Origin of the sequence: Flavobacterium sp., assembly GCF_036515215.1 — a bacterium.
GTDB lineage: Bacteria > Bacteroidota > Bacteroidia > Flavobacteriales > Flavobacteriaceae > Flavobacterium.
Genome location: NZ_DATBVQ010000122.1, coordinates 36,565 through 52,649 on the forward strand (window position 1 = coordinate 36,565; position 16,085 = coordinate 52,649).

Genomic DNA, 16,085 nt, shown 5'->3' on the forward strand with positions numbered 1-16,085 from the left:
CCCATCAGGATGGGATTTCTTTCCACAAGAATATTATTGTTATATTTTAGTCTGTAATTATATGTTAATCATATTTAATTCAAAGTTAAATAAATTAAATTTGTTTAACTAATACTTTTAATTTATTTTAAATTATGAAAAAACACCTCCTCCTATTCATTGTATTCACCCTGTTTTTGGGCTGTAGTGACAGCAGCTTTAACAACAAAAACCCGTACATACCTAACTACACCTTTACGATAGACATCAATATGAATTTACCCGCATACTCGAACTTGCAATATCCCAGTAATGCGATCTATTACGCTGGTGTTGGCGCTAAGGGAATTTATATATTCAATACAGGAAGCGGTTATAACGCCTTTGATGCGGCTTGTCCCAATCAAATAATAAGCAGTTGCTCGACTATGACCCTAAAAGGCATTAATGTGGTTTGCCCTTGCGACAGTAATGAATACAACTTATTTACTGGCCAAGGCGGCTCACAATACCCGCTAAAACAATACCGTGTGGAGGTTAACGGAAATGTATTACGCGTTTATAATTAACACAAAAGCCCGAAAGCAAAAACTTTCGGGCTTTTTTAAAATAGGCCTTTTATTTATTTTTAAAACTTCAATGTCAAACCAACCAAGAAATTGATTCCCGCCTGAGGGTAATAACCAGCTCCCTCAATTGTTGTAATTTGATTTGGATCACTCCAGTTATCATCGTAAGTGTAGAAATAGCCGTTTGAAATGTATTTATAATCAAAAATATTATTGACTAATCCCGTTAACAGTATGGATTTGAAAACCGACTTCGGTTTAAACTCATAAGAAACATTCAAGTCGTTTACAAAATAGGATTTCAATTTAGACCCTTCTGAATCTATGTTTCCCATGTACTGTTCTCCGACCATTTTGGACAATAACGAAACCTGAAAATTAGTTGTAGGCAAAAAAGTAATTATATTTCCTGCGATAAAATCCGGAGAATACGCGATATTAGTATTTCCCAAATCAGTCAAGACACCGTCTCTTTCAAAATGAAAATCTTTGTTTTTGTTGGTGCTAACGGTAAAGTTTGGACGGATAATTAAGTTATCCAAAAGCGCTATTGTAGCGTCAACCTCAAGACCCAAGCGATAACTGCCTCCACTGTTTTTACGGATGGGACTTCCCACCTCATCCAACTCTCCAGTTAAGATCAACTGGTCCTTGTAGGCCATATAATAGATATTCGCGTTTAATTTTACTTTTTCCGTACTATGGCGCAATCCCAATTCAAAATCATTCAGTTTTTCGGGTCTTGGGCTTCCGTTTTCATAGTCGGTTCTGTTGGGCTCGCGGTTCGCTCTTGCATAGGAAGCATACAGTTGATTGTTGTCATTAACTTCAAAACTCAATCCCGCTTTTGGATTGAAGAAATTAAAATTATCGTTCACTAATCCCGTTTCAGGACTGTTCGCTTTGTAATGCACATTTCTCAATTGTAAATCTCCAAACAGACTTAATTTTTCCGCTATTTGATAATTGGCTTTCGCAAAAACATTAGCGTCCGTTTTGGTCGCATCATCATCGTAATAGCGGTCGCCCAACTCGCTTTGCGAAGAAAAACGTGCCCAAATCACTTTTCCGAAATGGCTTCCTTCATATTTGTTGTAACCACCTCCAAGTATAACATCTAGCTTTTCGGTATTGTAATTGGCCGAGAATGTGGTTCCGTAAAAATCATTGTCCAACCACTTTTGACGGATAAGGTCTGTAGTAGTTACTGTTCCAACAGGAAGCAAACCATAATCGGCCATATCTGCGTCTTCCTTGTAGTTTTCATAATAGCCTTTCCCTTTGGTGTAATGAAAAGCCAGATTGGCATTCCAGGCATCAGAAATCCTTTCGCCCCAATGCAATTGATAATGGTCTTGTTGGTAATTGTCGGTTTCGTTATCATAAAATCGTGTGTTCCCGGCTTCATCAGTAAATATTCCTGCCGAATTAAAGGTTCTGTCGCTGACCAAGGTTTCCGCATCGATACCATTCCAGGACTGATAGGTTTTTTCTTTTCCGCCAAAGGCTAACGCTTTAATCAAAGTGGTTTTGCCCACATATGTCCCTTGCAGGAAATACGACTTCAAATCAGAACTTGCGCGATCAATGTAGCCATCAGATTTCAAAGCAGACAATCGTCCCGCCAATTCAAAATGATCATTCATCAATCCCGTACTCAATTTCACCGTATGTTTTCGAGTATTAAAACTCCCGAAAGAATTAGAAACCTCTCCATTACTTTCTTTGGAGTAAGCATCTGTCAACATATTCAGGCTTGCGCCAAAAGCACCCGATCCATTAGTAGAAGTACCCACGCCGCGCTGCAGCTGCACACTTTCTAGCGAGGAAGCAAAATCTGGCATGTTTACCCAATAGGTCCCGTGACTTTCTGAATCGTTATAAGGAATTCCGTTAATCGTAACGTTCACACGGGTAGCGTCGCTACCACGGACGCGAATTCCCGTGTACCCTACCCCGTTTCCGGCATCTGAGGTCGTGACTACAGATGGCAAATAGTTCATTAAAATGGGTATGTCTTGCCCTAAATTTCGGAATTTAATGTCCTTTTTGTCCAAATTACTGAAACTTACAGGCGTTTTTGCGGTGACACGCACTGCCGAAACCAGCACTTCATCTAGTTGATTAACCTTAGTTGTGTCTTTGACTTGCGAGAAAGAAACTGAAGAAAACAGGGAAAAGAAAATAGAGAAAAGAGCCAAGAAAAATGATTTGAGACTTGCACTTTTTTGCGACTTTGAGACTTTGCGACTTTGCAGCTTCGCAACTTTGTAACCAATAATTGTATTCATCCGTAAATAAGATTACGAATAAAAGGGGGAATTATTCTTTTGTTAAATTAATAAATGATTGTTTCCTATGACAATTGGATAGCGTGCACACTATTGTATTTTGTCATTCTTTCCCTTAGCGACATTACTCGCTCAGGTTCGTTGGGTATGATCTCAGCTCGTTATTTAGAGCACCCCTTTGAGACGGTGCAAATATAATCCTAAAAAAAACAAAAATCAAACAAGAAATTGCATTTTAATTGAGAATAACAAATCAACGCAAACAAGTTAAAAATGTCACACAATTCTCCCTACCGATCAACTTAATCAAGACTTGGTCTCCTGCGATTTTGCTTCAGTTGAGAGGTGTTTTTCTTGTTCTTGATTCGTTTTCTTATCGCAGATTTTGGAATTTTGGTCTCTTTTCTTGGTTTTTGCACCATTAACCCTTTTTTGATCATTTCCAAAAAGCGTTTAGTGACAATTTCCTTATTTCTTAATTGGCTTCGGTCTTCGTCACAATTTAGGATTAATATTGAATCCGTGGTTAATCGCGAAGACAGATTGGACTCCAATAATTTTTTTTCTTCTTCCGTTAATGCTTGGGAGTTCTTCAAATCAAAAGACAACACCACCTTCGACGAAACCTTATTGACATTCTGGCCACCAGCTCCGCTGCTGCGGACCGCTTTATAATTTAATTCTGATATGAGTTTTTGAATTTCCATTTATGCCGCACTTGTTTCAGAAAGTTATTTTGGTTGATGCGCCGCTTTCAGCAAATCATTTACTGTTTTCACGGGATTGAAAGTAACTAAAGGCACCTGAACAAAAACAGTCAGCCAATTTGCCATTGCACCATTCCACAATCCAGGCAATTCATAAGTTTTCATTGGTTTTCCGCCGTTGTTTCTTTCCACAATGAAACCACTGTTTTGGTCTACAAACCGGGTCAGATCAAATTTTTCTCCTTTATAATTTTTAATCCCACAAACTAAATCCACGGGATTAAAATGCGTAGATGCGGCCATAATCCTAACTTGGCTATCATTGTTCAAATCCACTTGCGACGATTCGACTATTTGCAATGAAACAACACCGCTTCCATTCCTTACCCAAAAAGGGCCACCTCCCGGTTCCCCTTCATTTTTTACCATTCCGCATACGCGAATTGGTCGGTTTAAAACCGTTTCAATGATATCCGCTTTATTTCCAAGAGATAATTCATCAAAGCCATTTTCTATTTCTACATTTAATTTTTCTTTCAAAAAACGGCCAATCTCCTCAATTTGTCCTCGCTCTAGTGAATTGGTGTCAATCAGCCTCAAGTAACCAAAAATTTTCTGTTGCAATTCAACTAAAATCCCCGCCAAGGCCTTTTTATATAATGCAATAGTTTCATTATTTTGAACAATCACATTGTCAATGTTTTTTACAAACACTATATCAGCTTCCAAATCGTTTAGATTCCCAATTAGAGCCCCATGTCCGCCAGGCCTGAATAACAATTCCCCATTTTCATCTCTAAATGGATTATTTAACTCATCAACTGCGATCGTATCTGTGCTTCTATTTTGATAAGAGTAACTTAACTCTATTAGCGTTTCCGATTCTTTCTCAACTTTACTTTTTATTGAACTAATTATGTTTTCAAATTGATCTTGATGTACTTCAGATATTGTAAAATGCAAACGAGAATTACCGTTCGAACTCGAATAGTAGCCACATTCATACAGATGCTCTTCAATGGGAGTAGCAATATTGGCAAGATATTTATGAAAAGGCAAAATCCCCTTTGGTTTGTTGGCAAAATCAAAATAGTCCGAAGCCAAAAGTAATTTTATGAAATAGTAGTTTTTATAATCGCGGTCCAACGAATCAAAATCGACAAACTCCTCCTTTAACTTATCATGGACCGTCTCGAAAAACGAAAATTTATCCATCCCCACAATAAAGATAGCAAGTTCATTGTCTTTTTTTCTATTAATATAGGCGTTGATACTTTCATTTAATATATCGTATTCATTCAGGAAGTCACTCAAGAATTTGAACATTCGGCTCGCGGCACCAGAAGCTGGAACAAATTTCACTAATTTCAAATCGGATTTATGCGAATCGAAAAAAGCGGCCTTTTCCTGAAAATCTTGATCGGACAATTTTAAAATTCCATTAAATAAAGTCGCGGGTTCAACCAAATCCGTTTTTAAAACCCCGTTTTTAAATATGCTCAGTTGTTTTTGAATATTGCCTAACGGAATTCCATGTTCGTAAATTTGAACAAAATCACGGGAAGAAAACCCCATTTCTTTGGCTTTTGCCAAATCGTCTATAATTGCAATAGCTTTTTGTAGGCGTAAGGCCTTGTCACCGGAAAGGGTTATAAATGGTTTTTTATTATCTATTAATGATTTCTTAAAAACCTCAAAAACGGACTTCCTACCCTCGGGCTTATCCCTTAAATCGTCCTTTTCCCAGGGAACATCAATATCCGTAAGAAAGAACATATCATATTCATGCTCTTGCGCGGCCTTATCCAGGCTCGGATCGCAATACCCATAATACACTTCGGAAAACACTTTTGTGACCATCAGATTAGTGTCGCAAAACAAATATTTATTCGCTATCGACTGACCGTAATTTTCAAATTTAGTTTGGCCGTAAGCTATTGGCAACATGTCGTCAACATCGCAAATAAGCTGGTTTTTGTTCCATTTTTCTTGTAAATAATCCCTCGCAAATTCAGGAACCCAGACCGTTTTGTAGTATTCGGCCAGTTGAATTGCCAAGGTTGTTTTGCCAGTGCTTTCTGGACCAAACATAGCTATTTTTATAATTGCAGATTGCTCTTGCGTAAGATTTTCTTCCATTCTAAATAAGCTGAAACAGCCAAAATTGTAAAAATTAAATATTGTAACGACAACATCCCCAATCCGCGGTAGGCATATAACGGGGTGACAATCAGGTCACCTATAATCCAAAGTGTCCAATTTTCGATTTTCTTATTGGCCATATACCACATGCCCGTAAAAAATATTCCCGAAGCTACTATATCCACATAATTGTCGATATTTATTTCATAATCAAACAAATTATATATCCCGAAAACTACAAAAATTGTAACAAAAAATAGCACTATCCCTATAATTTTTTCTTTGTTGTTAGTCTTGGTGATGGGCAGGTTATCAATGTCTTTTATTTTCCGAGTCCATTTGTACCAGCCATAAACGCTCATGATTGAAAAGTACCCGTTGATCATCATGTCGCCAAGGTAACCTGCTTTAAAGAGCAAATATGTCGAAATTATCGTTGCTATCAACCCTGTGGGATAAACCCAAATATTCTCTTGTCTGGCGAACCAAACACTTAAGATTCCGAATACAAAAACAATGAATTCTAATATTATTTGTGTCGTGGATACATTACCGTAGGCGTCTAAAAAAAAATCTATCATTGTCCAGTATTAAGTCTTAATTGCAATCATTCAACAAAAAAATCCAGGTCATTTTCGAAAGCCGTTCCTATCACCACCAAATCGGCACCCGCCTCATAGGCTTTTTGGATATCGCGCAAATTTACAATTCCGCCGCCAACAATTAATGGAATTTTGATGTTTTGAGCGATTAACACAATCATTTCTGTCGGAACCGCTTGTTTAGCGCCACTACCAGCTTCCAGGTAGATTAATTTATTGCCTAGCATTTCACCCGCTTGGGCTGTCGCCAAAGCCAGGTCGAGATTATTCCTGTCTAAAGGTGTTGTTTTACTCACGCGTTCCACCGCTGTTTCCGCTCCGCTTTCGATGAGCATATACCCCGTAGGTATAACCTCCAGCTGGGTTTTTCTCAGAATCGGCGCTGCCTTAACCTGATGTTCTATTAAATAATCTGAATTTCTGCCAGAAATCAACGAAAGAAATAAAATAGCATCGGCTTCGTCTGAAATCTGGGATGGATTTCCAGGAAAAAGTACCATCGGTAAAATGACGTCTTGTTTTAAGCGGGAAATCAGTTCGTCAATTCTGTTTGTTTTGACCTGGCTTCCGCCAATGAATAAATGTGTTGCAGGAGATTCGTTGATTTTTAGAATCAACAAGTCTAAACTTTCCCACGCAATTTTATCGGGATCAAGTAGAATCGCCAACAGGCCTTTGCCTTGTTCTTTTGCTTGCAAAATGCTGCAATATATATTTGTCATTTTACTTTCAGGAGCTAGAGCGTGGGATCCGAAACTATTTTTCATAAGCGTAAACCAAAGTGAAATTTTCTATCTCTTCAAAATGAACATCAAAATCCCTAACTATAGCGTCAAAGTGGAGTTCTGCTGCGGCCAATGCATCCCCCATTTCAAAAGCTCGCACTTTGATGTGCTCCTTGAAGCTAATGCCCCGTTCGTTTCGGATTTTGAAAATGGACTCCTTTGCTCCCCAAATAACGGTCAGTTTCCTTATGTATTCTTCTTTCCTGTCTGACTTTAAAAAATGAAAATCATCATCGTTAAACTTGCTGGCGATTTTTATGATTTTTTCCCGTTGCAATTCGATATCAATACCTACCGTTTGGTCGCTGATGATTATTGCCGAGAACTCATGCGAATGGGTTATGGAGATGTGTTTGCTGTCTTTGAGATGCGGCTTGCCGCATTCGTCATAATACAAATCAAAATCATTGTACCCGGCTTCCTGCAAGAGCTTGCGAACACTCAGGAATCCGCGCTGGTGCAATTGCGACTTCATACGGCTGAGTCTCCTTAGATTGCTCTCATTTAGCGCCACTTCGTCGAACAGTTCCTCATAACTCTCGGTGATCTTCCAGACGAGAATTTGAGTTACGGAATTGAAATTTATGGTTTTATATAAAGGCATGTTGTTCGTATCCTGATTTTTAGCCCCGATGGCAACGGCATCCTTTTATGGCTGGGTTCGCCATAAAAGATATAGTGAACAGCGGGAAATAGCTCCTACCCAGTACTAATCTGGGATTTAATAAAATTATTACGTTAATATTCAAAAGATTAACCCCTTAAACATTTCATAAATGTCACAGAAATTAGTGTAATTCTAAAGATATTGCGTAATTTTGCAAAAATTTACAATTACAAATATACTATAAATGAGTACTACAACTATGCCTTTTGTGGCTTTCAAAGTAAAAGATATCTCTCTAGCGGCCTGGGGAAGAAAAGAAATTGAATTAGCGGAAGCTGAAATGCCAGGTTTAATGGCGCTTCGTGCTGAATACAAAGACGAACAACCGCTTGCTGGTTCTCGTATCGCTGGATGTTTGCATATGACGATCCAAACTGCAGTTTTAATTGAGACTTTGATCGCTCTTGGTGCTGAAGTGACTTGGTCTTCTTGTAACATTTTCTCTACGCAAGATCAAGCTGCTGCGGCTATCGCTGCTGCAGGAATTCAAGTTTACGCTTGGAAAGGTTTGAACGAAGAGGATTTTGACTGGTGTATCGAGCAAACTCTTTTCTTTGGTGAAGACAGAAAACCATTGAATATGATTCTTGATGACGGTGGAGATTTGACTAACATGGTTATTGACCGTTACCCAGAATTAGTTGCCGGAATCAAAGGATTGTCTGAAGAGACTACAACTGGAGTTCACAGACTGTACGAAAGAGTAAAAGCCGGGACATTACCAATGCCTGCAATCAACGTTAATGACTCGGTTACTAAATCGAAATTTGATAACAAATACGGCTGTAAAGAATCTGCAGTTGATGCTGTTCGTCGTGCAACTGACATTATGCTTGCCGGTAAAAGAGTTGTTGTATGTGGATACGGTGACGTAGGAAAAGGAACTGCTGCTTCTTTTAGAGGTGCTGGATCTATTGTTACAGTTACTGAAATCGACCCCATCTGTGCTTTACAAGCAGCAATGGACGGTTTTGAAGTTAAAAAACTAGACACAGTTGTTGGAAATGCTGATATCATCATCACAACTACTGGAAATAAAGATATCGTTCTTGGTTCTCACTTCGAGCAAATGAAAGACAAAACTATCGTTTGTAACATTGGGCATTTTGACAACGAAATTGCAGTTGCTTGGTTGAACACAAACCACGGAGCTTCAAAAGTTGAAATCAAACCTCAGGTTGATAAATACACAATCAATGGTAAAGACATTATCCTATTGGCCGAAGGTCGCTTAGTGAACCTTGGTTGTGCTACAGGTCACCCAAGTTTTGTGATGAGTAACTCATTTACAAACCAAACTTTGGCTCAAATCGAATTGTGGAAAAACAGCGCATCATACGAGAATGATGTTTACATGTTGCCAAAACACCTAGACGAGAAAGTAGCGATGCTTCACTTGGCTAAATTAGGAGTTGAATTGGAAACTTTACGTGATGATCAAGCTGCTTACATTGGTGTTCCAGTTGACGGTCCATTCAAACCAGAATATTACAGATACTAAATGATCACGGATTAGCGATTGCTGATTTATGATTTTAGAATATAAAGAAACCCTTGCTGAGAAGCGAGGGTTTTTTGTTTTTGGGCGAATTCCTACGCAAAAACTTCAGGCCGGGCTATTCGCTGTATCTTTTATTTCGTCCCGAAGTTTCGGGACTACATAAAAGGATGCCGCTGCTATCCCTCTCGCGGTCCTCTTCAAACAAAACTCTATCTACTAATCAAAGAGATGTCTTCCCAACTGTTTTTTAGACAGAGATACACTGCAGTTCGTCTCTACTTTTTAATTCCTAAAATATATTTTTAATAATGGTATATTTGATAGAATTACAATCTTAAAATCAGTTTTGTTCTATGAAAAATTACATACTCCTTCTACTGTTATTATTAACCACAGTACTTTTGGCCCAAGACAATTCTCGAAACGACGATCAGAAAAACCTATTTGATGAGGCACAAAAAAACTTGATATTCGCGACTATGTAGTAGCCGCTAGGTTATTCACATTTGCCCATAACATCAATCAAAAATCTGAAATCGCTCAAATTGCCCTGAAAAAAGCAGATTCCTTAAAATCGATTTTTAGAAAAAATAAGATAAATAACTTACTTGGAAATTGGAAATGGATATCCAAAGAGGCAAATTGGGCTATCCGAGACGACGGTTTAGGTGCAAAAATGATCACTATTAACTCAGATGAGATCCTGTTTTATGAACTGTATCGTAATTCAAAAAAATGGGAATTAATAAAAAGTGAAAAAAATAATTTTTCAGAAAACCCAGAGTCCTATTCTTTCACAGATTTTTTATATTCAAATAACCAAGTTTGGAATTACACCATTGACAAAAATACCAGCGAATTAAAAGCATATTACCTCGGAGACAAAACAGAGGAGGGGTATTCTGAAATGGTTTGCGTAATTCCGATACTATATTATTTTAAATTGCAGTAAGTATTTAATCAATATATAGCAAACAGATCTATAATCTATACCAAAAAAATCCAAATTGCACATATTATATCATCTTCAGAAATTCTAGGTAGAGAAGCACTGCAGCGTCTCTGCAATCATGAACTGTTATGCATTTATCACAAACCAAGAATCAACCCAATCCATTTTTCACACTTTCACCCTCTCCTTTGGAGAGGGCTAGGGAGAGGAAAGACCACAAAAAAACCCGTTTCTTTCAAAACGGGTTTTATAATAAATTGAGAAATCAATTATGCTTCAACTTCGAATGGAAGTATAGAAACGTATGATTTGTTATCTCTTTTCTTTTGGAAATGTACAAGTCCATCTACTCTTGCGTGTAGTGTGTGATCTTTACTGATGTAAACATTTTCACCTGGATTGTGTTTTGAACCTCTTTGTCTTACGATGATGTTCCCTGCAATAGCAGCTTGTCCTCCAAAAATCTTAACGCCTAAACGTTTTGATTCTGATTCTCTACCATTCTTGGAACTACCGACACCTTTCTTGTGAGCCATGACGTATTAGTTTTAATATTGTTATTATTCTTTAGTATCGTCCTTTTTAGCAACTTTTGCTTTTGGAGCTTTTTTTACTTTAGGAGCTTCCGCTTCTTCTGTAGTTGCTTCAACCGCTGCTTTCTTAGGAGCTGCTTTTTTAGGAGCTGCTGTTGCAGTAATACCTTCAATTACAATTTGAGTAAGATATTGTCTGTGACCGTTTCTCTTTTTGTATCCTTTTCTTCTTTTCTTTTTGAAAACGATAACTTTATCTCCTTTTAAGTGTTGTAACACTTTAGCTTCTACTGAAGCACCTTCTATAGCTGGGGCGCCTAAAGTGATAGATCCATTGTCATCTAATAAAAGAACTTTGTCAAAAGAAACTTTTGAACCTTCTTCATTAGTCAAACGATGAACATAAACCTTTAAGTCTTTGCTTACTTTAAATTGTTGCCCTGCTATCTCTACGATTGCATACATACCGAATTGATTTATTGATTTTTAAGGTTGCAAATATACAATTTAATTTTTACTATCCAATTACTTGAAAAACAAAAAATATATTCTTTGCTTATTACCCTGTTTTCAAGGCTTTATCCGCAGATAATTACATCCATTTCGCTAATAAAATGTCCCTTTTGGATATTCATCATTAAAAAAAGGTATTTTTGAAGTAACAATAATTTCCGTTTTTACACCTATTGTAAATACATTTCTATTAATCCAATATGAAAAAATCAATAATGGCAATAAGTTCTGCGCTTTTACTTGGAGGAGTGGCCACAGCCCAAAAAATAGCTTTCGAAGAATACAATCTCGATAATGGCATGCATGTTATTTTGCATCATGATCCCACAGCCCCAGTTGTCATAACCTCGGTGATGTACCATGTTGGCTCAAAAGACGAAAACCCAGAGAAAACGGGATTCGCCCATTTTTTTGAACACTTACTTTTTGAAGGAACAGAAAACATCAAACGCGGGGAATGGTTCAAAATAGTGACTTCAAATGGAGGGACAAACAACGCCAACACTTCGGATGACAGAACGTATTATTACGAAGTATTCCCCTCTAACAATCTCGAATTGGCACTTTGGATGGAATCCGAAAGACTGATGCACCCAATTATCAATCAAATTGGCGTAGACACGCAAAACAGAGTCATAAAGGAAGAAAAGAGTTCTCGCTACGATAATCGCCCTTACGGCAAAATCATAAACGTCGTAAAAGAAAACATGTTCAAAAACCATCCCTACAGATGGTCCACAATTGGGTCGATGGAACACCTAGACACTGCCACTTTGGAAGATTTCCAAGCATTTAACAAAAAATTCTATATTCCCAATAATGCCGTATTGGTGGTGGCGGGCGATTTTGAAAAAGCCGTTACCAAAGAATGGATTGAAAAATACTTTGGTCCAATAGAAAAAGGCGAAAAAATCAAAAAACAAACATTCATTGAAGAACCGATCACACAAACCTTGAAAGCGACTTACCACGATCCAAACATTCAGATTCCTATGCTGGTGGCATCATACAGAACACCTTCGATGAAAACAAGAGAGGCTCGTGTTCTGGATTTTATTTCATCCTATTTAAGCGATGGTAAAAGCTCAAAACTGTACAAAAAAGTGGTGGACGAAAAGAAAATAGCATTGCAAATTGGCGCGGTTGGCTTTAGCCAAGAAGACTATGGCATGTACATTCTCTATGGTTTACCGATGGGAACACACACTTCGGAAGATTTGCTAAAAGAAATAGACGAAGAAATCGTGAAAATCCAAACTGACCTGATTTCCGAAAAAGATTATCAGAAATTGCTAAACCAGTTTGAAACACAATACGTGAACAACAATTCGAATGTCGAGGGAATCGCCGAAAATTTGGCGAAGTATTATCTGCTTTACGGAGACATCAATTTGATAAATACAGAAATTGGTCTTTACCATTCCATTACGCGAGAAGAAATTAGAGAAGTGGCAAAAAAATACCTAAATCCGAATCAACGATTATTATTGAATTACGTTCCCGCCACAGAAACAGCCCAGAACTAAGATAACAATGAGAAAAACAACAATTATACTAATCCTATTATTCATAACAGGAATTATGCAAGCACAAGATCGACCGCAACCAAGAGCCGGGAAAGCACCAGTTGTAAATCTAAAAAAACCACAAACATTCTTTTTGGCAAACGGCCTAAAAGTGATGGTTGTAGAAAACCACAAATTACCCAGAGTGACCTACAACCTAACTTTAGACAATCCCCCATTTGCAGAGGGAAATAAAAAAGGGGTAGATGAGTTAGGAAGCAATCTAATAGGAAGCGGAAACACCAAAATCACCAAAGATGATTTTAATGAAGAAGTAGATTTTTTGGGTGCCAATATGGCTTTTAATTCACATGGCACATACGCCAGTTCTCTTTCTAAATATTCAGGGCGTATATTAGAACTGATGTCCTTTGGTGCACTTTATCCTAATTTCACTCAAGAAGAATTTGACAAGGAAAAAGCAAAGCTATTGGAAGGATTGATTGCCCAAGAAAAGAGCGTTCCAGCCATTTCCAACAGAGTCGTTGATGCCTTAGCTTTTGGAGCGAGTCACCCGTCCGGTGAATACATGACCGAGGAAACGCTGGGGAATGTGACTCTTGCCGACGTCGTTGCTAACTATGAAACCTATTTCGTTCCTGAAAATGCCTATTTAGTGATAATCGGAGACGTGAAATACAAGGAAGTTAAGCCAATTGTCGAGAAACTTTTTGGTTCTTGGAAAAAGAGAGCCACGCCAAAACTGATTTACACCGCGCCGCAAAACGTTCCCTTCACCCAGATCAATTTTGTGGATGTGCCAAATGCAGTCCAATCCGAAATTTCTTTGGTGAACACCATTGAATTAAAAATGGGGGATAAGGATTTCTTCCCCGCCGTAATTGCCACTTATATATTAGGAGGCGACTTCAACAGTTACTTGAATATGAATTTAAGGGAAGAACACGGTTGGACCTACGGAGCCAACGCAATCATAGGAGCAGGAAAATATGTTTCCAAATTAAAATCGGCATCATCTATCAGGACTTCTGCAACCGACAGTGCGGTTGTCGAATTCGTCAAAGAGATAAAAAAAATAAGAACAGAAAAGGTTTCCGACGAAGTGCTAAACAACGTGAAAGCTGGCTATATTGGCCGATTTGTGATGCAGGTAGAAAAACCGCAGTCAGTTGCCCGATATGCCTTAAACATAGAGACGGAAGATCTGCCTAAGGACTTTTACGAAAATTATATCAAAACCATCAATGCCGTGACCGCAGATGACATTATTGGTGCAGCCAATAAGTACTTTCTGATTGATAACACCCGGATAATAATTGCTGCTAAAGGGTCGGAAGTTATCCCAGGCTTGGAAAAACTTCACATACCCATGTTTTATTTTGACGATTACGGAAATCCCGTAGAAAAGCCCGTTTACAAATAAAACAGTTATATTTTTTTTAAAAATAACAGAGACCGTCCAAAAAAGACGGCCTCTGTTATTTGATAAGGTTTAACTCTGTTTTGGACCTGTTTTACAAAACTAAATCTTCGCAACTGAATACTACTTTTTGGCAGACAAATAAACGCCAATCAAAATAATGAATGCACCGAAAAACTGGATGGGAGTAAGCATTTCATTGTCCAGCAATCCCCAAAAGAAAGCCACAACCGGGATCAGATATGTTACTGAAGTCGCAAAAACGGGCGAAGAAATTTGTATCAATTTAAAGAATAAAATATTTGCGATTCCTGTTCCTAGCACTCCCAATATTACAATAAACAAAACGGCATGTTGTACACTTTCTATGTGAATCATTTCAGAAAAGCCGGTGAAAAATAGAATTAAGGATGCCGGCACAACCAAAACAGCGAAGTTCCCCGTGGTAATACTCAACGGACTTAAGTCTGACAGAAACCTTTTTATCAAATTAACGTTTATGGCATAACAAATGGATGCAATAATTACTAAAATGGCATAATAATAGTTCTGATCGGGATGATTCATCGCACCATTAAAGACCAAAAGCAAACTTCCCACAAGACCAATAAAAACGCCCCAAACCTGCCGTCTCTGAAAGTTAATGCCAAAAACTAAGAACCCCAATACCAAAGTGTTCAATGGCGTTAAAGAATTCAATATGGAACTAACCGAACTGTCAATTTCAGTCTGGGCCAATGCGAAAAGAAAAGCTGGCACAAAAGTCCCAAACATGGAGGTCATCGCGATATATTTCCATTTTCCCTTTGGTATCTTGGGCAAACTTTTGAAACCAATCAACAATAAAAAAATAGCTGCAAATATAATTCGCAAGGAACCTACTTGCAAAGCAGACAAGCCAACTAACCCTTTTTTAATCAGTATAAATGAACTCCCCCACACTAGGGCGAGGGTCATTAAGTAAACCCATTTCAATTGTTTCGATTCCATAAGCGCCATTTTGCCCCAAAATTCTAATAATTTTATGAATTAAAGGCCCTTTTTTTATTAATTTTGCAATGAATTTTAAAACTTGGCAAACCACTTAAAATCAAACGATAATGATAATTACAAAGTCAATTGCTACACTTTCACTTGCTGCTCTTTTGTTGGTAAGTTGCAAAAAAAACGCTGAAGAAATCACAAAAGAAATTGCCGTTGCAGAAAAAGTCGTCCCACAAGCAAAAAAACCAATCGCTGCCGAAAACTTGCAAACAGCCAATTTTTCAGTAGAAGGAATGACTTGTGCTATTGGATGTGCAAAAACAATACAGGAAGAATTATCGGCCCTTGACGGTGTTCAAACAGCAACAGTCGATTTTGACAATAAACTGGCCACTGTAACTTATGACAAAACCGTTCAAAGCCCTAAAACGCTAACAAAAGTGGTGCAAGCTACTGGAGACGGGAAAACTTACAAAGTATCGAACATGAAGTCATAACGAACAACGTGTCCTATAAAAAAAAGCATCTGCCGCGGTAGATGCTTTTTTTTATGTGTTCTCATTTCCACTTTAGGGTTTCCATCAACCGTTGCATGTCGTTTCTAACATAACTGGCCGCAGGCATTATGGAATCAAAATTGGGTTTTGCGTAGAAATAAACGGAGCCGGTAACAAAATGCTTGGTGCTATCCGTCACGTAAAATTGCGAATTCGTGGCGGCATTTCCGTCTACCCGATAAAACATACCATATACTTTTTTAGTCGGATTCAAATAGGGTTGTTCCAATATGTCATCGGCTTTTATTACGTGCTCATAGGTTAATTTCTGGGCATCCTTCAACAAAAAATTGATATTGTTGTTGACCGGCTTATAGGTCAGGTAAATTGTCGCTTTCATTTTTGGGTAAGAAATTG

17 protein-coding genes are annotated in these 16,085 nt (G+C 38.0%); 7 read left to right on the plus strand and 10 right to left on the minus strand.

Going from position 1 to position 16,085, the window contains the following annotated elements:
* Positions 1 to 134 precede the first annotated feature (134 nt).
* The gene (locus tag VIH09_RS08470) at positions 135 to 548 is read left to right on the plus strand and encodes a hypothetical protein (RefSeq protein ID WP_331579871.1); all 414 of its coding nucleotides are present in this window, start codon (positions 135 to 137) and stop codon (positions 546 to 548) included.
* 59 nt (positions 549 to 607) lie between these two features.
* On the opposite strand, the gene VIH09_RS08475 is transcribed toward VIH09_RS08470, so the two are convergent.
* The 6 genes from VIH09_RS08475 to VIH09_RS08500 all read right to left on the minus strand — a co-directional run bounded on the left by VIH09_RS08475 (position 608) and on the right by VIH09_RS08500 (position 7,679).
* Entirely contained in the window at positions 608 to 2,839 is a 2,232-nt protein-coding gene (locus VIH09_RS08475; protein WP_331579873.1) for a TonB-dependent receptor, read from the minus strand.
* 302 nt (positions 2,840 to 3,141) lie between these two features.
* Positions 3,142 to 3,546: an alternative ribosome rescue aminoacyl-tRNA hydrolase ArfB gene (arfB, locus tag VIH09_RS08480; RefSeq protein ID WP_331579876.1), complete on the minus strand. Its 405-nt coding sequence runs from the start codon at positions 3,544 to 3,546 to the stop codon at positions 3,142 to 3,144.
* Between the two features lie 24 nt (positions 3,547 to 3,570).
* Positions 3,571 to 5,685 carry a DUF4301 family protein gene (locus tag VIH09_RS08485; RefSeq protein ID WP_331579878.1) on the minus strand — a complete coding sequence of 705 codons (2,115 nt, stop codon included), beginning with the start codon at positions 5,683 to 5,685 and terminating at the stop codon, positions 3,571 to 3,573.
* A complete protein-coding gene (gene pnuC, locus VIH09_RS08490; protein WP_331579880.1) occupies positions 5,646 to 6,269 on the minus strand; it encodes a nicotinamide riboside transporter PnuC in 624 nt (207 codons plus the stop codon). Before pnuC ends, VIH09_RS08485 begins: the two co-directional genes overlap by 40 nt.
* A gap of 26 nt (positions 6,270 to 6,295) precedes the next feature.
* Positions 6,296 to 7,012, minus strand: a complete 717-nt coding sequence (locus VIH09_RS08495; protein ID WP_331579882.1) for a geranylgeranylglyceryl/heptaprenylglyceryl phosphate synthase — start codon at positions 7,010 to 7,012, stop codon at positions 6,296 to 6,298.
* 34 nt (positions 7,013 to 7,046) lie between these two features.
* A complete protein-coding gene (locus VIH09_RS08500) occupies positions 7,047 to 7,679 on the minus strand; it encodes a 4'-phosphopantetheinyl transferase family protein (RefSeq protein WP_331579884.1) in 633 nt (210 codons plus the stop codon).
* Between the two features lie 247 nt (positions 7,680 to 7,926).
* Between VIH09_RS08500 and ahcY the strand changes: the two genes are divergently transcribed.
* The 3 genes from ahcY to VIH09_RS08515 all read left to right on the plus strand — a co-directional run bounded on the left by ahcY (position 7,927) and on the right by VIH09_RS08515 (position 10,195).
* Positions 7,927 to 9,243, plus strand: coding sequence for an adenosylhomocysteinase (ahcY, locus tag VIH09_RS08505; RefSeq protein ID WP_331579886.1), 1,317 nt, complete (start codon positions 7,927 to 7,929; stop codon positions 9,241 to 9,243).
* Positions 9,244 to 9,596: 353 nt separating this feature from the next.
* Positions 9,597 to 9,728, plus strand: a complete 132-nt coding sequence (locus VIH09_RS08510; protein ID WP_331579888.1) for a hypothetical protein — start codon at positions 9,597 to 9,599, stop codon at positions 9,726 to 9,728.
* Between the two features lie 191 nt (positions 9,729 to 9,919).
* Complete coding sequence (locus VIH09_RS08515; protein WP_331579890.1) at positions 9,920 to 10,195, plus strand: hypothetical protein; 276 nt, start codon at positions 9,920 to 9,922, stop codon at positions 10,193 to 10,195.
* Positions 10,196 to 10,464: 269 nt separating this feature from the next.
* Here the strand turns inward: VIH09_RS08515 and rpmA are convergent, their stop codons facing one another.
* Positions 10,465 to 10,731, minus strand: coding sequence for a 50S ribosomal protein L27 (gene rpmA / locus VIH09_RS08520; protein WP_331579892.1), 267 nt, complete (start codon positions 10,729 to 10,731; stop codon positions 10,465 to 10,467).
* A 24-nt stretch (positions 10,732 to 10,755) separates the two neighbouring features.
* Entirely contained in the window at positions 10,756 to 11,193 is a 438-nt protein-coding gene (gene rplU / locus VIH09_RS08525; RefSeq protein ID WP_331579894.1) for a 50S ribosomal protein L21, read from the minus strand.
* A 248-nt stretch (positions 11,194 to 11,441) separates the two neighbouring features.
* On the opposite strand from rplU, the gene VIH09_RS08530 reads away from it, so the two are divergent.
* Both VIH09_RS08530 and VIH09_RS08535 read left to right on the plus strand, forming a co-directional pair.
* The gene (locus VIH09_RS08530; RefSeq protein ID WP_331579896.1) at positions 11,442 to 12,767 is read left to right on the plus strand and encodes a pitrilysin family protein; all 1,326 of its coding nucleotides are present in this window, start codon (positions 11,442 to 11,444) and stop codon (positions 12,765 to 12,767) included.
* Between the two features lie 7 nt (positions 12,768 to 12,774).
* Positions 12,775 to 14,190 (plus strand): pitrilysin family protein, encoded by a 1,416-nt coding sequence (locus VIH09_RS08535; protein ID WP_331579898.1) that lies wholly within the window; start codon positions 12,775 to 12,777, stop codon positions 14,188 to 14,190.
* 120 nt (positions 14,191 to 14,310) lie between these two features.
* Here the strand turns inward: VIH09_RS08535 and VIH09_RS08540 are convergent, their stop codons facing one another.
* Positions 14,311 to 15,177, minus strand: coding sequence for a DMT family transporter (locus tag VIH09_RS08540; RefSeq protein WP_331579900.1), 867 nt, complete (start codon positions 15,175 to 15,177; stop codon positions 14,311 to 14,313).
* A 110-nt stretch (positions 15,178 to 15,287) separates the two neighbouring features.
* On the opposite strand from VIH09_RS08540, the gene VIH09_RS08545 reads away from it, so the two are divergent.
* Positions 15,288 to 15,668: a heavy metal-associated domain-containing protein gene (locus VIH09_RS08545; protein ID WP_331579902.1), complete on the plus strand. Its 381-nt coding sequence runs from the start codon at positions 15,288 to 15,290 to the stop codon at positions 15,666 to 15,668.
* 61 nt (positions 15,669 to 15,729) lie between these two features.
* Here the strand turns inward: VIH09_RS08545 and gldD are convergent.
* On the minus strand, positions 15,730 to 16,085 hold a 356-nt coding region (gldD, locus tag VIH09_RS08550), incomplete at its 5' end, for a gliding motility lipoprotein GldD (RefSeq protein WP_331579904.1).

Coding starts and splice junctions, on each gene's coding strand:
- VIH09_RS08470 (WP_331579871.1), top strand. CDS start 135: ATGAAAAAACACCTCCTCCTATTCATTGTATTCACCCTGTTTTTGGGC.
- VIH09_RS08475 (WP_331579873.1), bottom strand. CDS start 2,839: ATGAATACAATTATTGGTTACAAAGTTGCGAAGCTGCAAAGTCGCAAA.
- arfB (WP_331579876.1), bottom strand. CDS start 3,546: ATGGAAATTCAAAAACTCATATCAGAATTAAATTATAAAGCGGTCCGC.
- VIH09_RS08485 (WP_331579878.1), bottom strand. CDS start 5,685: ATGGAAGAAAATCTTACGCAAGAGCAATCTGCAATTATAAAAATAGCT.
- pnuC (WP_331579880.1), bottom strand. CDS start 6,269: ATGATAGATTTTTTTTTAGACGCCTACGGTAATGTATCCACGACACAA.
- VIH09_RS08495 (WP_331579882.1), bottom strand. CDS start 7,012: ATGACAAATATATATTGCAGCATTTTGCAAGCAAAAGAACAAGGCAAA.
- VIH09_RS08500 (WP_331579884.1), bottom strand. CDS start 7,679: ATGCCTTTATATAAAACCATAAATTTCAATTCCGTAACTCAAATTCTC.
- ahcY (WP_331579886.1), top strand. CDS start 7,927: ATGAGTACTACAACTATGCCTTTTGTGGCTTTCAAAGTAAAAGATATC.
- VIH09_RS08510 (WP_331579888.1), top strand. CDS start 9,597: ATGAAAAATTACATACTCCTTCTACTGTTATTATTAACCACAGTACTT.
- VIH09_RS08515 (WP_331579890.1), top strand. CDS start 9,920: ATGATCACTATTAACTCAGATGAGATCCTGTTTTATGAACTGTATCGT.
- rpmA (WP_331579892.1), bottom strand. CDS start 10,731: ATGGCTCACAAGAAAGGTGTCGGTAGTTCCAAGAATGGTAGAGAATCA.
- rplU (WP_331579894.1), bottom strand. CDS start 11,193: ATGTATGCAATCGTAGAGATAGCAGGGCAACAATTTAAAGTAAGCAAA.
- VIH09_RS08530 (WP_331579896.1), top strand. CDS start 11,442: ATGAAAAAATCAATAATGGCAATAAGTTCTGCGCTTTTACTTGGAGGA.
- VIH09_RS08535 (WP_331579898.1), top strand. CDS start 12,775: ATGAGAAAAACAACAATTATACTAATCCTATTATTCATAACAGGAATT.
- VIH09_RS08540 (WP_331579900.1), bottom strand. CDS start 15,177: ATGGAATCGAAACAATTGAAATGGGTTTACTTAATGACCCTCGCCCTA.
- VIH09_RS08545 (WP_331579902.1), top strand. CDS start 15,288: ATGATAATTACAAAGTCAATTGCTACACTTTCACTTGCTGCTCTTTTG.